Source organism: Kitasatospora sp. NPDC023120, assembly GCF_055560835.1.
Window position 1 is genome coordinate 38,664 of sequence record NZ_JBVHHY010000020.1, and the last position, 15,551, is coordinate 54,214.

Sequence of the window (15,551 nt, forward strand, 5' to 3'; positions counted from 1 at the left end):
GGATGGTCAGTCGAGTCGGCCGGATTCGTCCAGGATGGGGTCGCCCTCAGCCTGGGAGGTGTCCTGCGCGTGCAGGTTCTGCATCGAGGTGATGCCCTCTTCGGGGTCTGCGGCGCGGATGTCCTCGTCGCGGTCGGTGCTCACTTCGGCCCGTTCGCTCATGTCGGTCATCGCGGGCTCCGTCTCCTCGGCCGGTCCGGGCACGCCGGGCCGGCGGCGCGGCTGGGCCGGGTGTCTCTCTTCGCCCTTCCAGCCTGCCCCCGCCCCGGCGCCGGGGCCAGCCGGGTGACCGGCGCCCGGTACTCCCGCACCCGGGTCCCGACCGGGCGGGGTCACCAGGTCACGGGCAGCGACCTCATGCCGTAGATGAACGAGTCCGTGCGGAACGCCAGGTCCTCGCGGGGGACCGCCAGTCGCAGCCCGGGCAGCCGCCGGAACAGGGTGGCCAGGGCGATCTGCAGCTCGGCGCGGGCCAGCGGCTGGCCGAGGCACTGGTGCACGCCGAAGCCGAAGGCCATGTGCCGCCGGGCGTCCCGGTCCACGTCCAGCTCGTCGACGGACTGCCGGTCGGCGCCGCCGAACACCGACTCGTCCCGGTTGGCGGTGGAGAGCATCGCGATCACGCCCTCCCCGGCCCTGACCACGGTGCCGCCGAGCTCCACGTCCTCCAGGGCCACCCGGGGCAGCCCGCTGTGCACGATGGTGAGGTGGCGCAGCAGCTCCTCCACCGCGCCGGGCACCGCGGCCGGGTCGGCGAACCGGGCGGTCTGCTCGGGCCGGTCCAGGAGCAGGGCGGTGGAGAGCGAGATCATGTTCGCGGTGGTCTCGTGCCCGGCGATCAGCAGCAGGATGCCGGTGCCGGCGACGTCGCGCGCGGTCAGGTCGTCGCGTGCGGCGAGGCGGCTGAGGATGTCGTCCTCCGGCTGCTCCCGCTTGCGGGCCGCCAGCCCGCTCAGGTAGTCCAGCAGCTCGTTCTGGGCGTCGGAGAGCTTCTCCAGGGTGCTGTTGTTGCTGAGCAGCGTCCGGCTGATGCTCTGGAAGAACTCGCGGTCCTCGTACGGGACGCCCAGCAGCAGGCAGATCACCAGCGAGGGGACGGGCAGCGCGAAGTCGGTGACCAGGTCGGCCTCCGTACGGCCTGCGGTCATCCGGTCCAGTGCCTCGTCGACGATCCGCTGGACGGCCGGGCGCATCGCCTCGACCCGCTTGACCAGGAAGTCCCCGGTGACCATCCGGCGCAGCCGGGCGTGCTCGGGGTCGTCCAGCCGCAGGAAGCTCGGGTTCTGGGCGAGGATCTCCCGGCGGCCGGGGAGCAGGAGCGGGAAGTTCGGGTGGCGCACGTCGGCGCTGAAGCGGCGGTCGGACAGGACGGTGCGGACCTCGGCGTAGCCGGTGGCCAGCCAGCAGGGCTCGCCCCCGGGCAGGACGGCGCGGGCGAGGACACCGGTGGCGGCGGCCTCGGTGTACGCGGGCGGCGGGCTGAACGGGCAGACGGCGGAGTGCGGGGCCGGCATCGGGACGGCGGGGGCGGTGGGTGTGCTCGTCAAGGCGGGGTCTCCTCGCGTGGCGGTGTTCTCCGGTGGGGGGTGGGTGGTGACCGGCGTTCCGTCGGCGTCCTCGGGCGCGGCCGCGGTCCTCAGCCGTCGACCTCGGCGGGCCCGACGCCGGTGGGCTCGTCCTGGGCGGGCTCGTCCTCGGTGACGGTGATCGCGCCGCCGGGGCAGAGCTGGGCGGCCAACCGCAGGTCGGCGAACTGCTCGGGCTCGAAGGTGGTTTGACGGAGTCTCACCAGACTGTCCTGGTCGTCCTGGTCGAAGACGTCGGGGACGTTCGTGACGCACATCCCGGAGCTGCAGCAGCGGTCCCGGTCGACGCTCACCTGCATGGTCGGGCACCTCTCGCCAGTGCGCCGCCGGCTGCCCGGCGGCGGCCTCTCGTTGTCATTGCCAACCTAACCGCCGCTGCTCCGTCCACGGATGGTGCCGTGACGGGATGGTCGAGAATGGCCGATTCGGCCCCTGTCGGAGGATGCGGGCGGCGCGGCAGGTTTGAATCGGCGTCGCCCGGTCAAGCGCGGCTGCCGCCGGCTCGGGGCCGGTTCAGGGCGACAGCCCCTCGGCGGCGGCGATCTCCTGAACCGTCGCGACGGTGTCCGCCTCGGCGGCGCTCTTGTCCGGCCGGTAGCGCACCACCCGGGCGAACCGCAGGGCGAGGCCGGCCGGGTAGCGGGGGCTGCGCTGCAGCCCGTCGAAGGCGATCTCGACCACCAGCTCCGGGCGGACCCGCACCGTCCAGGCGTCCCGCTCGGTCTCCCGGGCCAGCAGTTCGGCGGTCTGCCAGGCGAGCGTCTCGTCGGTGAGGCCCTTGAAGGTCTTGCCGAGCATCACCCACGGGCCGAGCCCCGGCTCGCCCGCCGCCCGGGCGCCCAGGTGCAGGTTGCTGAGGAAGCCGTGCCGCCGACCGCTACCCCACTCGGCGGCCAGCACGACCAGGTCGAGGGTGTGCCGAGGCTTCACCTTGATCCAGCCGATGCCGCGCCGCCCGGCCGCGTACGGGGCTGCCGGGTCCTTGACCAGCACGCCCTCGTGGCCGAGGGCCAGGGTGTCGCGGAAGAAGGCCAGTGCCCGCTCGTGGTCCCCGGTCTCGGTGTGCGCCACCCGCAGGTCCGACGGCACCGCCTCGGCCAGCGCCGTCCAGCGCTCCCGGCCCGGACGGTCCACCAGGTCCTCGCCGTCCCGGTGCAGCAGGTCGAAGAAGCAGACGCTGAGCGGGACTTCGGTGCGCAGCCGCTCCGGATCCCGCCGGGCGGCGGTGCGCGCGGCGGTCTCCTGGAACGGGCGCGGGCGCCCGTCCGCGCCCAGCGCGATCGCCTCGCCGTCCAGCACCGCCGAGCGCAGCGGCAGCGCGAGCGCGGCCTCCGCCACCTCGGGGACGCGCGCGGTGATGTCGTCCAGGCTGCGGGTGAAGACCGCGACCTCGTCGCCGGCCCGGTGCACCTGCACCCGGATCCCGTCCAGCTTCCACTCCAGCGCGGCCGGTCCGGTGCGTTCCAGCGCCGAGGCCACGTCCGGCGCGGAGGCGGCCAGCATCGGGCGCACCGGCCGCCCGACCTCCAGCCGGAACGCGGCCAGGGCATCCTCCCCGCCGGTCAGCGCCGCCTGCGCCACCGCGCGGGCCGAGCCTCGGAACATCAGCGCCCGCCGCACCGCCACCGCCGACACCCCCGCCGCCTGCGCCACGGCGTCCCCGACCACCGCGTCCAGCGCCCCCTGTCGCAGGTCCCCGACCAGCACCGCCCGCAGGAACCCCTGCTCCACCCCGGTCGCCCGGGCGAACAGCCCGTGCAGCAACCGTCGCCGCTCCGCCTGCGCCCCGGCCCCGTGCACCCCCGCGATCCGCTCCAGCTCCCGCTCGACCTCCCGCACCCCGAGCGAGGCCTCCGCGGCCGGCCCCGGCAACCCCCGCAGCGCCGCCGGTCCGACGCCCGTCCGCAAGCGCTGTGACTCCCCGGACAGCAGCGCCACCGCCGCCGGCGCCTCCTGCGCCCCCAACTCCCGCAGGCACCCGGCCAGCAGCCCCGTCTTCGCCCGCCGCCCGGGGTCCGCCGCCACCGCCCGCGACACCTCCGCCAACCGCCGCAATCCGGCCACGCCGCCACCTCCTCCTCCCCAGCATCCGCGCCCGCTCCACGCGCTGCACGAGGGGCGGGTCGGGCCTGGCGGAGCCCGCGGCCCCTGGTGCGCGCCCCCGGGAGGCTCCCATTAATAAATGAATAGCCATTTACTAACGTGCTATGGTCGGTCGCGAACGGAGGAGCCATGCCACGACCACGCACCACCAGCGACGCCGAGATCCTCGCCGCCACCGCGCGTGCCATCGGCGCGCACGGCCCCGGCCGGCTCACCCTGGCGCACGTCGGTGCCGAGGCCGGAGTCTCCCCGGCGACGCTGTCGCAGCGCTTCGGGTCGAAGCGGGGCCTGCTGCTGGCGTTCGCCGCGGACGTCGCCGCGAACGCCGCCGAGCCCTACCGGAGGGCGCGGGCCGCGCACGACTCCCCGCTGGCGGCGCTGCACGCCGTCGCCGAGGAGTTCGCCGGTCACATGTCCACGCCCGAGGAGATGGCCAACCACCTCGGCATGCTCCAGCTCGACCTCGCCGATCCCGAATTCCGCGTCCACGCCGCCGCGCACACCCACGCGGCAGACGCGGCACTGCGGAAGCTGCTCACCGACGCGGTCACGTGCGGCGAACTCCCGCCCGGTACGGACGTGCCGCGCCTGGCGCGCGCCGTCAGGATCACCACGGACGGCTCGCTGCTGCGCTGGGCCCTCACCGGCGACGGCGACCCCGCAGCCCTGCTCCACGACGACCTCGACCACCTGCTCCGGAGGACACCGTGACCTTCACCGCCACCGTCTTCATCGGCACCAGCCTCGACGGCTACATCGCCCGGCCCGACGACGACATCGCATGGCTGACCTCGCGCGGCGAACAGGCCGGCGACCTGGGCTTCCTCGAGTTCCTCGACACGGTCGACGCCGTGGTCATGGGTCGCAACACCTACGACAAGGTCGTCGGCTTCGGCGAGGAGAACTGGCACTACGGCGACCGGCACGTCGGCGTCCTGAGCACCATCCTCCCCGAGGACGCCGACCCGCGCGTCACCGTCTACCGCGACCTGGACGGACTCCTCGCCGACCTCGACGAGCGCGGCATCGAGCACGTCTACCCCGACGGCGGACGGCTGATCCAGGGCTTCATCCGCGCCGGACGCGTCGACAGGTTCATCATCAGCGTCGCCCCGGTCCTCATCGGCGCCGGCCACCGGCTCTTCGGCGAGCTGCTCGAGGACGTCCCGCTGCGCCTGGAGTCGGCCGCCGACGCGGGCGGCGGCTTCGCGCAGCTGCGCTACACCGTGGAGAAGTAGCGCACGCCCCACGGGTCGGCGCGCCCCACGGGTCGGCCCGGTGCCGGCCGCCTTCCAAGTGCCGCAGTGGAGTGCGGGGCTGCCGATCTTGGCCGGGGTGGAGGTCGGGTGGCGGGGCGACGGGGCGTCATGCTGGGAGCCCGCACTGCGCCGTGACCCCCGAGGAGACCGAGATGAGCGACACCCCCACCGCCCGCTGGACCGTGGGCGCGCCCGAGGCCGGCGACTTCGCCGCCTGGCGTGAACTCTTTCGCGGGTACTGCGAGTTCTACCGGGTGCCGTGCCCGGAGGAGAAAGCCGAGCTGGTCTGGTCCTGGCTGACCGACGCGGACCACGAGCTGGACGGGCTGCTGGTCCGGGACGGTGACGGGACGCCGGTCGGGTTCGCCCACTACCGGCCGTTCGTGCGACCGCTGCACGGGGCCGTCGCCTGCTTCCTGGACGACCTGTTCGTCGCGCCCGAGGTGCGCGGCGGCGGGGCGGTCGACCTGCTGCTGGCCCGCCTGCGGGAGATCGCCGCCGAGCACGGCTGGAACACCGTCCGCTGGATCACCTCCGAGACCAACTACCGGGCCCGCGGCAAGTACGACCAGGTCGCCACCCGGACCCAGTTCCTCACCTACGACATGGCCCCGGACACCCCGGCCCGCTGAGGCCGTGACCGGGCCGCCAGGACATTCGTTCGGACTTTCTGTTATCGGCGCGCCGCCGAAAGCTCTCCCAGGTGTCGACACCCGACGAGCCGACCCGGAACAGAGAGCGTGACCACGTGAACAGCGACGACAGGACGACCATCCTCCCGGCGACCGGTGGCGACGGTGGCACGGGCGGCCGCCCGGGTGGCCGGGCCGCGCGGCGGGCCGCCGACCGGCACGCCGGCCGGGGCCGTCGGGGGCGCCGGCGCGGCGGGTTCGTGCCGGTCACCGCGGTCGTCGCCGCCGTGGCCGGGACGGGGCTGATCGCCGCGCTGGCCGGTGCCGGGTACGCGGCGTACGGCGGCAAGCAGACCGATCGGGACACGATGGGCCAGGCGATGGCAGCCGACGCGCTGATCGCCGCCGAGCTCGGCACGCACGAGGGTATCCAGGTGCCCGGTGCCGGGGGAGCGAACCCGGGCGGCGCACCGGCGGCACCGGCCGGTGCGCCCACGACCGGCCCGGCGGCCACCCCGAGCGCCTCCGCCACGCCGACCGCCACCGCCCCGGCCACCCCGACGCCCTCGGCCACGGCGCCCGCCACCCCGACCCCGACCCCCACCGCCTCCGCCGCGAAGGCGACCACCGACGCGACCCGGACCACCGCCGCCGTGGCGACCTCCGCCCGGCGGACCGCCACCTCGCCGGCCACCCCGGTGGGCGGCGGCGCGGCCCCGTCGGACGCCCAGGCGGTCGTGGACCTGGTCAACGCCGAGCGTGCCAAGGCCGGTTGCGGACCGGTCACCGCCGAGCCCCGGCTGGCCACCGCCGCCCAGTCGCACAGCGACGACATGGCCGACCGGAACTACTTCGACCACGCCAGCCCCGAGGGCTACCACGCCGACCACCGGATCGAGGCCACCGGCTACCGCTGGAGCACCTGGGGAGAGAACATCGCCCGCGGCCAGAAGGACCCGGCCGCCGTGATGGACGCCTGGATGAACAGCCCCGGCCACCGCGCCAACATACTGAACTGCGCGTTCAAGCAGCTCGGCGTGGGTGTGCGGACCGGTTCCGGCGGTCCGTGGTGGACCCAGGTGTTCGCCGCCTCGGCCTGACCCGACCCTCGTCCCGCCCTCGACCCACCCTCGGCCCCGCCCGCTTCCGCCCCTTTCCGCCCCCGGCCCGGTCCGCCTCGATCCGGTGTCCGGGCCGGGCCGATTTTCCGATTCCGCGCACATTGTTGTTATCTGATCACTCCCCACACGTCTCCGAGGAGGCAGCGGCGGACGGAAACACGGCAAGACGGAGTGCGGACCATGAACGCTGATGTGCAGAACAGGACCGGGAGCACCCTGGTGCTCGCGGCGCAGGCCGGCGACCGGCAGGCCCAGGAGGCGCTGGTCGCCACCTGGCTGCCGCTCGTCTACAACGTCGCGGGCCGCGCCCTCGGCGGCCATGCCGACGTGGACGACGTCGCGCAGGAGACCATGATCCGCGCCCTGGACGGTCTGGACGGGCTCCGCGACCCGGAGTCCTTCCGCTCCTGGCTGGTCGCCATCACCATGAACCAGGTCCGTCACCGCTACGCCGTCGGCCAGCAGCAGGCCGTCGGCGGGCTGGACGAGACCTGGGAGGTCGCCGACCCCAGGGCCGACTTCACCGACCTGACCATCCTGCGGCTCGGCCTCTCCGGCCAGCGCCGCGAGGTCGCTGAAGCGACCCGCTGGCTCGACCCGGACGACCGCGAACTGCTCTCCTTGTGGTGGCTGGAGGCCACGGGCGACCTCACCCGTGCCGAGCTCGCCGAGGCCCTCGACCTGAGCCCGGCGCACACCGCCGTCCGCGTCCAGCGGATGAAGAAGCAGCTGGAAGTCGGCCGTGTCGTCGTCCGCGCGCTCAGCGCCTACCCCCGCTGCCCCGAACTGACCGAACTCACCACCGGCTTCGACGGCACCCCGAACTCGGTCTGGCGCAAGCGCATAGCCCGCCACATCCGCAGCTGCGCCGGCTGCGACGGCCTCGGCCGCGACCTCTTCCCCGCCGAGGGACTGCTGGCCGGCCTTGCCCTGGTGCCGATCCCGCACGGCTCGCCGATGCTCCTCCACTTCCAGCACACCGCGGCCACCGTCGCCGCCCAGAGTGCCGCCACCGGCACGGCCGCCGGCTCCGGTGCCGGGCTGGGTACGGGCTCGGGCGCCGGTGCAGGTACAGGGGCTGGATCCGGTACGGGAGCCGGCTCCGGCACGGGCCAGGGCGCGCACGCCGGCACGGGCCAGGGCGCGCACGCCGGTGCGGGCGGCGGTCATGGCGGCTGGGCCGGCACCGCCGCCCGCAAGGCCGTCCTGGTGAGCGGCGCGGCCGCCGCGGTGGCCGTGACCACCCTTGCGCTGGTCTGGCCGCAGCACAGCGAGCCCCCGCACGTCGCCGCGCCGGAGCCGACCGTACCGGCCGCCGCCCAGGACACCCCGCCGGTCGCCGCCGCACCCGTGGCCGTCGTCCCCACGCCCGTGCCGACTCCGACGCCCACGGAGACCCCCACCCCGACGCCCACGCCCACACCGACTCCGACTCCGACTCCGACGTCGACCCCGACCCGGACGGTCACCGCCGCGCCGGTGCCCAGCCCGGAACGCCAGATGGTGGACCTGGTCAACGCCGAACGCGCCAAGGCCGGTTGTGCCCCGCTGCGGATCGACCCCCGACTGCACACCGCCGCCCAGAAGCACGCGGACGACATGGCCACCCGCGGCTTCTTCGACCACGTCAACCCGGACGGTGTCCGCGCCGACGCCCGGATCACCGCCACCGGGTACCGCTGGTCCCAGTGGGGCGAGAACCTCGACCGGGGCCCGACCACCCCGGCCGCCGTCTTCGCCCGCTGGATGGACGGGGGCATCCACCAGTCGAACATGCTCGACTGCGGCTTCAAGGACATCGGCGTCGGCCTGGCGACCAGCCCGTCCGGCACCGCCTACTGGACCCAGGACCTCGGAGCACCGATGTCCTGACCCGGTCGAGCGTGCGGAGCAGGCAGGCGGGTCGAGCAGGCGGTACGCCGGACGGTACGGCGGGCGGGACTAGGCGGGGGTGATCCCGACCAGCCCGTCCGCCGAGCCGGTCACGAAGCCCGTGGCGTGCCCGACGACACCGCCCGCGTCGCCCACCTGGCCGGGCACCACGTCGGGCGCGCTGTTGAGCGGCCCGGGCAGTCCCTCCTGGCCGCCCACGGCACTGGCGTGCGCACTCGGCGCGGTGAGGGAGGCCACGACACCCACGGCGAGCGAGGCAACGGCGAGCATGCTGCGCTTCTTCATGGCCCGTCCAACGACACTGCGCCGGAAGGGTTACGGGAGGCGGCCGTCGTGAACCGCCCCGCCCCTCGCCGCCGACGGTGCGTCAGGCGCGGTAGAACGTCCGCCCGGCGGAACCGGAGGAGACCGACCACACCTCGGTTATCAGCCCGTCGGTGATCCGCAGGGTGTCCGTCCCGCTGCGCGCCACGACGCCGCCCTCGCCGTCCGAGAAGCTCGCCAGGTAGGGCCGCGCCACGAGGCCGGACACCACCCCGTCGACCGACTCCAAGTCCACCACCGCGACGCCCTCGGCCTCGAACCGCAGTTCCGACCGCTTGGCGTGCCACTGCCGGATCACCTCGGCCAGCCCCGCCGGCGTCCGCACCTCGTCGAACACCTCCGACCCCGCCTGCGTGTACCGCAGGGTGAAGTCGGGCGCCATGATCTTCTCGGCCAGCCCCAGCTCGCCGTTCCACAGCGCCGTCCAGCGGTCGTAGACCTCGACCCCGAACTCCCGCAGCTCAACACCCATGAGAAAGCCCCCGGTTCCGTTTCGCCGACCGTTCCTCGATCGTGCTCAGGACGCTAGCACCGGCCACTGACAATCCGGCCGGAGCGGGGCTACGGGGAACCCGGAGCGGGGATATGCGGGAAGTTGGACGGCCCGCGAGCCGACCGGGACTCAGGCCGGGCGGCGGGCGGGCCGTGGGAACCACCATGGCCCCACCCGCCCCTGCCGGTCAGGAGCGCGCACCCGGCGACCGGACGCAAACCGACGCGCCGGGGCGTGCAACAGCGGCCCCAGCGGCGCCGTCAGAGCGTCCCGGAGCCCCGCGCCACCCCCGCCCCGTCCGCTCCGCCCGCCACCCGGGCCGCCCCGCCCGGGGCCGCCCCGACCGGAGCTGTGCCGACCGGAGCTGTGCCGACCGCCCCCGCCGGGGAGTCCGACCCCACCGTCCAGTCCGGAAGCCCCGGCATCGGCGGCGTGCGCAGCCCGTACAGCCAGTCGTCCAGGAACCCGCCCAGGTCCTGCCCGGACACCTCGGAGGCCGTCCGCACGTAGTCCTCGGTGGTCGCGCTCCCGTACCGGTACGCGGCCAGGAAGGCGCGCTCGATCCGGTCGAAGGCGTCCGCGCCGACCTTCTCGCGCAGCGCGAACAGCACCAGTGCGCCGCCCGCGTACCGCTGGCTGTCGAAGAGGTGGGCGGCGGTGGGGGAGGCGACCGGCCCGGCGTCGCGCCGCCACCGGTCGCCGAGGCCGTACAGGTGGCGCATCCGGTCGACCAGGCTGGTGTAGCCCCAGGCGTCCGGCCAGCCGCGCTCGTAGCGGTACAGCAGGCTGTAGAAGTCGGCGTGGCCCTCGTTGAGCCAGAGGTCGGACCACCGGGCCGGGGAGACGCTGTCGCCGAACCAGGAGTGCACCAGCTCGTGCATCATGTGCGAACCGATCTTCTCCTCCGGCTGGCGCAGGAAGTTCGGCTTGTAGAGGGTCAGGGTCTGGGTCTCCAGACCGGTGAAGGCGAACGCCTCCGGGTCGTCGGTGTTGGCGGGAAGGATGCCGTAGGCCTCGAACGGGAAGCGCCCCAGGTGCGCCTCGGCCCAGGCGAGTTGGTCGGCGGTGAGGGCCAGCGCGGGCTCCAGCTCGGCGGCGCGGGCGACCGGGACGACGTCGCGCAGCGGCAGGCCGTGCGGGCCGGTGCGCTCGCGCACGGTGTAGTCGCCGACCGAGACCTGGACCAGCTCGGTGGCCATCGGCTCGCGGGAGACGTAGCGCCGGGTGGTGCGGCCGTCGCCGTGCCGCTCGGTCCGCGTCAACTCGCCGTTGGCGATGCCCAGGAGGCCGTCCGGCGTGGTCACCGCGATGGTGAACTGCGCCTTGTCGCTCGGGTGGTCATTGCACGGGAACACGGTGTGCGCGGGTTTTGTGAAAGGGGGTATGAGCCCCATTCGGCCCGGCATCAGATCCTCCCTGGTCGGAGGGGCTAGGACACTGTCACGGCGAGGTCGTCTCGAAGCTCGCGGGCGATCGCCCCTAGGTCGGCGGTGCGCATGGTCGCGAGGTTGACCAGCTCGGCCCGTCGCAGACTGGCCCACTGCCGCTGAGGGCGCTGCAGGGCGATGAGGGCGTCAAAGAGGGCCCCTCGCAGCTGTTCTATCAGCAGCACCAGTTCGCCGGGGGTCATGCTCCCAAGTCGGGCTTCCTGGGCGCGGGAGAGGATTTCCTGGGCTAGGTCGAGGCGGGCGAGTACTGTGGGCGACGGCGGGGGTGCGATCGCGATGCCTGCGGGTTCGGGCCGTTTGGCCGGGGTGACGGGAAAGGCGAGGACTGCTGCACGTGCCGAGCGCATGTTCTGATCGTCCTTGGTCAGCTGGAGGCCGGGGCGTTGGAGACGTAGCCGGGCTACATCTCCGCGGGGATGCCGAGGTGTGCGTCCAGGTCTAGGTCGACGATGCTGAGCGCGGGCTGGTGGCTGCGGATGACCAGGTGTACGGCGGCGGCCAGGATCGGGTCGCAGTGGAACCGGGTGTGCAGGTCGAGGTCAGCTGACACTGTCGCCATCAGCATTCCGCGTACCTCGTTGGTCGGCGCAGCCACGTAGGCGACGCGGTGCTGTTCGGCCTGGCCGGCGGAGCTGTCTGCCCGGGCGGTGGCACGGAAGTCGACCCAGTATGCCCCCGCGGGCATGGTCGGCAGTGCGGAGGCGATGGCGGACGCGGTCTCCTCGGCTGAGTCGAATGAGGTGAGGACGAATGAGGCGCCCTGCGCAGCCTCCCGTGCTGTGGCGGCAGGTGTGCCACCGCAGGCCGGGAGGCCGCAGGTTCTCGTGTCGTGCCCTGCCCTGATGAGGCGGTTGGTGATGGTTCTGGCGTGTGCGGTGTTGCCGAGGATCGTGAGGGTGGTCACCAAGGCCTCCGGACTGGCTGAGACTGATCGATCTCCTAGCGTGGGAGGACCACGGTAGAGGCGCACGCCCGGCGCACGAAACGGAAAAAGTGCACCTGTTTTTCTGCGAACCCACAACATCTGCACCATTTGTCGAACCATCGTCACATTGTGAGTCCCGGGGTCGGCCAGGCCTGCGGTGGAATCTCGCCAAGAGCCGCGGCTGCAAGGTAGACCTCACCACTGCCCACAACCCCGAGATCGGCCTCGCTTGGGTCATGGAGCAGCGACCCGGCAAGCCGCCGGTGAAGCAGCGCCTCAGCCGCCTTCAGGTGCTCCCGCACTGCCGCTGGCCGCAGAGAGAGCGCGTCTGCCGTGTCGGCGACTCGACCGTCGTGAGCGAGCCAGGCAATCACCGTGCGGCGGAGCGGCCGATTGTCAGCGTCCAGGCGCCCCAGGAGGGATGCTGCCCAGGTGTGAACCTCGGGCGTGCCGATAAGGTCGGCGAACGTCACCTCTGGGGACGGCGGCGGCAGTTCCTCAGTGCTGGCGTGGACTTCGAGCGTGACATCGAGGACGGCGCGGTCACGGAAGCCGTCAAGGTCCAGGTCGAGGAGTCGGCCCACTTTCTGCACCCGCTGGGCGACGATGTTCCGGCTGGTGAAGAGGATCCGGGCGGACGCCGAGTTGTTGAACACGAGCCCCAGTCGGACAGTCTCCCTGAGCTGCTCGCGCCGGTTCGCCGGCTGCCGGAGAAGGGGAGCGAGGAAGGCCGTAGCCCAGGCGGCGGCGCGGCGGTCGAGGACATGGGCCAGGCGGATGTCTGAGCTGTATAGGGCGGCACGTCCGGCGGTGTAGCGGGCACTGAGGAGGGCGTTGGAGGCGTCTCCGTAGGCCTGGGCGGTGTGGGCCAGGTTGGAGATGCCGCTGCCGCCGAGATGCCAGTTCGGGTGCAGGTCGGTGATGGCTCTGAGTCGCAGGCCGGTCAGGTCCCAGCCGTTGGTGACGGCGCGGCTAGGTAGGGGTGCGACGACGATGATGTCGGATTCGTAGGCGGGACAGCGGGTGACGAGTGCGCTCGTGCCGACGGATTCCTGGCAGGCGGCGATGACGTCGTTGCGTTCACGAGGGAGGCCTTGTGCGATGTAGACACGGCAGGAGTCGGTTTCAAGCGTGCCCGGGTTGAGGAGTGGCCCGATGACGCGTTGGAAGTGGTCGGGGTGTCCGGTCATGAGGAGCTGGAGTCCGGCGACTCGGACCTGGTCGAGAAGTGCGTGTGGGTCTGGGTGGTGCATGGCGGTGTCGTCCTGTCTGTCCTTGGATCGGCGTCTCCTGTCGCGGTGGGGTTAAGGAGGATTCGGGCAGCCAGGTGGCGGATCGGTTGTTCGGTCTGGGCGTGGTGGCTGCGGGGTGAGGGAGTCTGCAGCCTGTGGGCATGGGGCCTCCTGGTGGGGTCAGTAGGCGTTCGGGCGTGTGGCGGGCGCTCAGGGTTCCATGCGGCTGGGGCGTGCGCCTAGCGATACATCGAACGAATGATCAACATTTTGATTACTCTCCGCGGCTACTCCTCTGCGTGTATGCCCCGGGGTGTGGGCAGACCCTATCGAACATGCGACCGACAAGATGCTCACCTTGGCATGCAGACATTTGTTCATGATCGCGCCAACGTCAAGGGGTGCCGACCCCGCCCCGACGACCACCAGACGACCGCCAGCTGCAGGAACGCCGCGAGGTCGGCGACCGGATCAGGTACCTCCGGCGCCAGCAGGGCGTCAGCCAGGAGCGCCTCGCCGAGATGATCGACCGCGACCGGCAGTCCATCTCCAACTGGGAGAACGGCCGCACGCCGCCCAACCTGGACGATCTCGTGGCCATGGCGCGTGTGCTCGGCGTTGCGACCTGGCGACTGTTCTACGGGTAGAGCCCTGGCCGGCCGCACCGCCGTGCGGTCGGCCAGGGAGTCCTGTTACTCCGTCGGCACCGAGGTTCAGCGGGAATGGCGGCGCGGACGCGGTCCGCGCGTGCGCCCCGGGCAGCCCTCGTGACCGTCGACGAGCTCGAGGCGCTCATCCACCGTGGTCACGAGGCGGCCGTAGACCTCGGCGCCACATCCGATGCAGGTACCGGTGGTCATTACGACGTCGACCGGCGTCCCGCCGTCGGCGGTCACCGGCCCACCGCCCCACCCGGGTCGGAGCGGTACCCGGCGGGGTATCCGGCGAGATTCACTCGGCCACGGACCCACGCCTCGGCGCTGTCTCGGAGCGGGAACTCCAGCGGGCGCTGGCCGCCGGTGCCGGCCGGGAGCAGGTCGCCGGTCAGCGCGTCCCGGATCGCCCACGGACGTCGGCCTCGCCGGTCGTCCAGAAGCTGTTCGACGGTGTACCGTCCGGCAATCCGCTGGGCGACGGTCAGCCCGTCGGAGTGCGACACGCGCACGATGGCGCGCTCACCGCCAGCGAGGCCGATCGTGATGGTGGTGGTGGCATCGCCACCCATCCAGCGCTCGAGGTCGGCGGTGGAGCCGCTGCCCAACATCCGTTCCATTCCGCGCCACTGGCAGCGGTCTATCGGCAGCGCGCGTACCGCCGACCACACCGCGTCCAGTGCCTCCAGGGGTGGCGCGGTAACGGGGTCGAGGTGGCCATCCACTGACACTGTGAGGGGGCCCTCGATGCTCACTCGGCACGCTCCTCGCGGATGCAATCGGGGTGGGCAACTACAGGCCAGCTGAGCGGTGCTTTCCCCTGCTGGGTAACGGTGGGAACGTGGCCAGCGGGCTCTAACTCGCCGCTCTCGCCACCGCAGTGGATGCACGCCAACTCGTGGAGTTGAGCCCGGGTGTATCGGACAGGTGTCACGCTCTCAGGTTCGTCCGATGTGACATCAATCCCGATACCCAGGCGGTAATCTCACCGTGAGATGCATCCTCGAGATTGCGGAGGAACACCATGGGCATCGCCCTGGAACCGATTGCCCTTCCGGATCTCGCATGGCAGAACGGCGAGGTTCGCGACGCGCTCCGCCGCCGAGATGTTGCCACGCTGTTCCGCTACGTTCAGCACCACAGCGGCGCCAGCCAGGCCCGTATCGCGGCCCAGACTGGTATGACCCAGAGCCGCGTGAACGAGATCATCAACGGTAGACGAGCAGTTACGCAGCTGGACGTCTTCGAGCGCATCGCCGACGGTCTTCAGATGCCCGACCCGGCTCGCCGTCTACTCGGCCTCGCCCCACGCGCCGAGGGCCAGCGCGCCGTCGGCGCGGCTTTCGATCTGGCCGCGTTTCCGGAAATCGTGCGGGTCTACAACGACCAGGCCTCGGCAACCTCTGAGATCCAGCGCGCGGCCCGGGCGGCGGCGGAGCTGGACGTATTGGCCGTACGCGGGCTTGGTCTGCTCGCCCTCCGGGACTCGTTGCTGCGGCAGCACCTCGACCGCGACGGAGACCCCGGGCCAAGGCTGCGGGTGCTCCTCCTCGACCCCGAATCGCCGGCGGTCGCCCGGCGGGCGGCGGAGATCGGTGAGTCGGCTGAGTCCCTCGCGAGCGGCATCCTGCTCGCGGAGGCCCGACTCCGGGAGCTGGCCCAGATCGGCCAGGTCGAGGTCTACCGGTACGCCACGGTTCCAGTGTGGCGCCTGATCAGGCTGGATCGCACTCTCTACGTCGGGGCGTTCGATACGGGTTGGGAGGGGCACGAGTCGGCAACGTATAAGGTGCTGCCCACCCCCAGCGGGCCCTTGTATCGGGGCTGGCGAAGGCAGTTCGAGGTGTTGCTGGACGGCGCTGAGCGCGTGATCTGACGGAGG

Annotated in this window: 18 protein-coding genes; 7 read left to right on the forward strand and 11 right to left on the reverse strand. The window is 72.5% G+C overall.

The features are described from left to right. Positions 1-6 precede the first annotated feature (6 nt). From ACZ3TI_RS27245 to ACZ3TI_RS27260, 4 genes are all read right to left on the reverse strand, one after another. Positions 7-171: a hypothetical protein gene (locus tag ACZ3TI_RS27245; RefSeq protein ID WP_465730598.1), complete on the reverse strand. Its 165-nt coding sequence runs from the start codon at positions 169-171 to the stop codon at positions 7-9. Positions 172-332: 161 nt separating this feature from the next. Beyond that, entirely contained in the window at positions 333-1,514 is a 1,182-nt protein-coding gene (locus ACZ3TI_RS27250) for a cytochrome P450 (protein WP_465730907.1), read from the reverse strand. A 122-nt stretch (positions 1,515-1,636) separates the two neighbouring features. Then, entirely contained in the window at positions 1,637-1,885 is a 249-nt protein-coding gene (locus tag ACZ3TI_RS27255; RefSeq protein WP_465730600.1) for a ferredoxin, read from the reverse strand. A gap of 214 nt (positions 1,886-2,099) precedes the next feature. Further along, positions 2,100-3,650 carry an ATP-dependent DNA ligase gene (locus ACZ3TI_RS27260; RefSeq protein WP_465730602.1) on the reverse strand — a complete coding sequence of 517 codons (1,551 nt, stop codon included), beginning with the start codon at positions 3,648-3,650 and terminating at the stop codon, positions 2,100-2,102. 168 nt (positions 3,651-3,818) lie between these two features. Here ACZ3TI_RS27260 and ACZ3TI_RS27265 point away from each other — a divergent pair, with 168 nt between their 5' ends. From ACZ3TI_RS27265 to ACZ3TI_RS27285, 5 genes are all read left to right on the forward strand, one after another. Beyond that, complete coding sequence (locus tag ACZ3TI_RS27265; RefSeq protein ID WP_465730604.1) at positions 3,819-4,400, forward strand: TetR/AcrR family transcriptional regulator; 582 nt, start codon at positions 3,819-3,821, stop codon at positions 4,398-4,400. After that, positions 4,397-4,927 carry a dihydrofolate reductase family protein gene (locus ACZ3TI_RS27270; RefSeq protein WP_465730606.1) on the forward strand — a complete coding sequence of 177 codons (531 nt, stop codon included), beginning with the start codon at positions 4,397-4,399 and terminating at the stop codon, positions 4,925-4,927. The genes ACZ3TI_RS27265 and ACZ3TI_RS27270 overlap by 4 nt, the downstream gene beginning before the upstream one ends. A 173-nt stretch (positions 4,928-5,100) precedes the next feature. Further along, positions 5,101-5,580 (forward strand): GNAT family N-acetyltransferase, encoded by a 480-nt coding sequence (locus ACZ3TI_RS27275; protein WP_465730608.1) that lies wholly within the window; start codon positions 5,101-5,103, stop codon positions 5,578-5,580. Between the two features lie 116 nt (positions 5,581-5,696). After that, positions 5,697-6,680 (forward strand): CAP domain-containing protein, encoded by a 984-nt coding sequence (locus tag ACZ3TI_RS27280; RefSeq protein WP_465730610.1) that lies wholly within the window; start codon positions 5,697-5,699, stop codon positions 6,678-6,680. A 201-nt stretch (positions 6,681-6,881) separates the two neighbouring features. Continuing rightward, positions 6,882-8,573, forward strand: a complete 1,692-nt coding sequence (locus ACZ3TI_RS27285) for a sigma-70 family RNA polymerase sigma factor (protein ID WP_465730612.1) — start codon at positions 6,882-6,884, stop codon at positions 8,571-8,573. A gap of 69 nt (positions 8,574-8,642) precedes the next feature. Here ACZ3TI_RS27285 and ACZ3TI_RS27290 read toward each other — a convergent pair whose 3' ends face one another. The 6 genes from ACZ3TI_RS27290 to ACZ3TI_RS27315 all read right to left on the reverse strand — a co-directional run bounded on the left by ACZ3TI_RS27290 (position 8,643) and on the right by ACZ3TI_RS27315 (position 13,037). After that, positions 8,643-8,879, reverse strand: coding sequence for a hypothetical protein (locus ACZ3TI_RS27290; RefSeq protein WP_465730614.1), 237 nt, complete (start codon positions 8,877-8,879; stop codon positions 8,643-8,645). An 82-nt stretch (positions 8,880-8,961) separates the two neighbouring features. Then, positions 8,962-9,390 carry a nuclear transport factor 2 family protein gene (locus ACZ3TI_RS27295; protein WP_465730616.1) on the reverse strand — a complete coding sequence of 143 codons (429 nt, stop codon included), beginning with the start codon at positions 9,388-9,390 and terminating at the stop codon, positions 8,962-8,964. Between the two features lie 281 nt (positions 9,391-9,671). Further along, on the reverse strand, positions 9,672-10,766 hold the full coding sequence (locus ACZ3TI_RS27300) for a M1 family aminopeptidase (RefSeq protein ID WP_465730618.1): 1,095 nt from the start codon (positions 10,764-10,766) through the stop codon (positions 9,672-9,674). Positions 10,767-10,840: 74 nt separating this feature from the next. After that, complete coding sequence (locus ACZ3TI_RS27305; protein WP_465730620.1) at positions 10,841-11,206, reverse strand: hypothetical protein; 366 nt, start codon at positions 11,204-11,206, stop codon at positions 10,841-10,843. A 53-nt stretch (positions 11,207-11,259) separates the two neighbouring features. After that, entirely contained in the window at positions 11,260-11,763 is a 504-nt protein-coding gene (locus ACZ3TI_RS27310) for a Rossmann-fold NAD(P)-binding domain-containing protein (protein ID WP_465730622.1), read from the reverse strand. A 143-nt stretch (positions 11,764-11,906) separates the two neighbouring features. Continuing rightward, positions 11,907-13,037, reverse strand: a complete 1,131-nt coding sequence (locus ACZ3TI_RS27315) for a CdaR family protein (protein ID WP_465730624.1) — start codon at positions 13,035-13,037, stop codon at positions 11,907-11,909. A gap of 380 nt (positions 13,038-13,417) precedes the next feature. On the opposite strand from ACZ3TI_RS27315, the gene ACZ3TI_RS27320 reads away from it, so the two are divergent. Further along, the gene (locus tag ACZ3TI_RS27320) at positions 13,418-13,663 is read left to right on the forward strand and encodes a helix-turn-helix domain-containing protein (RefSeq protein WP_465730626.1); all 246 of its coding nucleotides are present in this window, start codon (positions 13,418-13,420) and stop codon (positions 13,661-13,663) included. Positions 13,664-13,908: 245 nt separating this feature from the next. On the opposite strand, the gene ACZ3TI_RS27325 is transcribed toward ACZ3TI_RS27320, so the two are convergent. Further along, a complete protein-coding gene (locus ACZ3TI_RS27325) occupies positions 13,909-14,424 on the reverse strand; it encodes a hypothetical protein (protein WP_465730628.1) in 516 nt (171 codons plus the stop codon). Positions 14,425-14,693: 269 nt separating this feature from the next. On the opposite strand from ACZ3TI_RS27325, the gene ACZ3TI_RS27330 reads away from it, so the two are divergent. After that, positions 14,694-15,545, forward strand: coding sequence for a helix-turn-helix domain-containing protein (locus tag ACZ3TI_RS27330; RefSeq protein ID WP_465730630.1), 852 nt, complete (start codon positions 14,694-14,696; stop codon positions 15,543-15,545). Positions 15,546-15,551 lie beyond the last annotated feature (6 nt).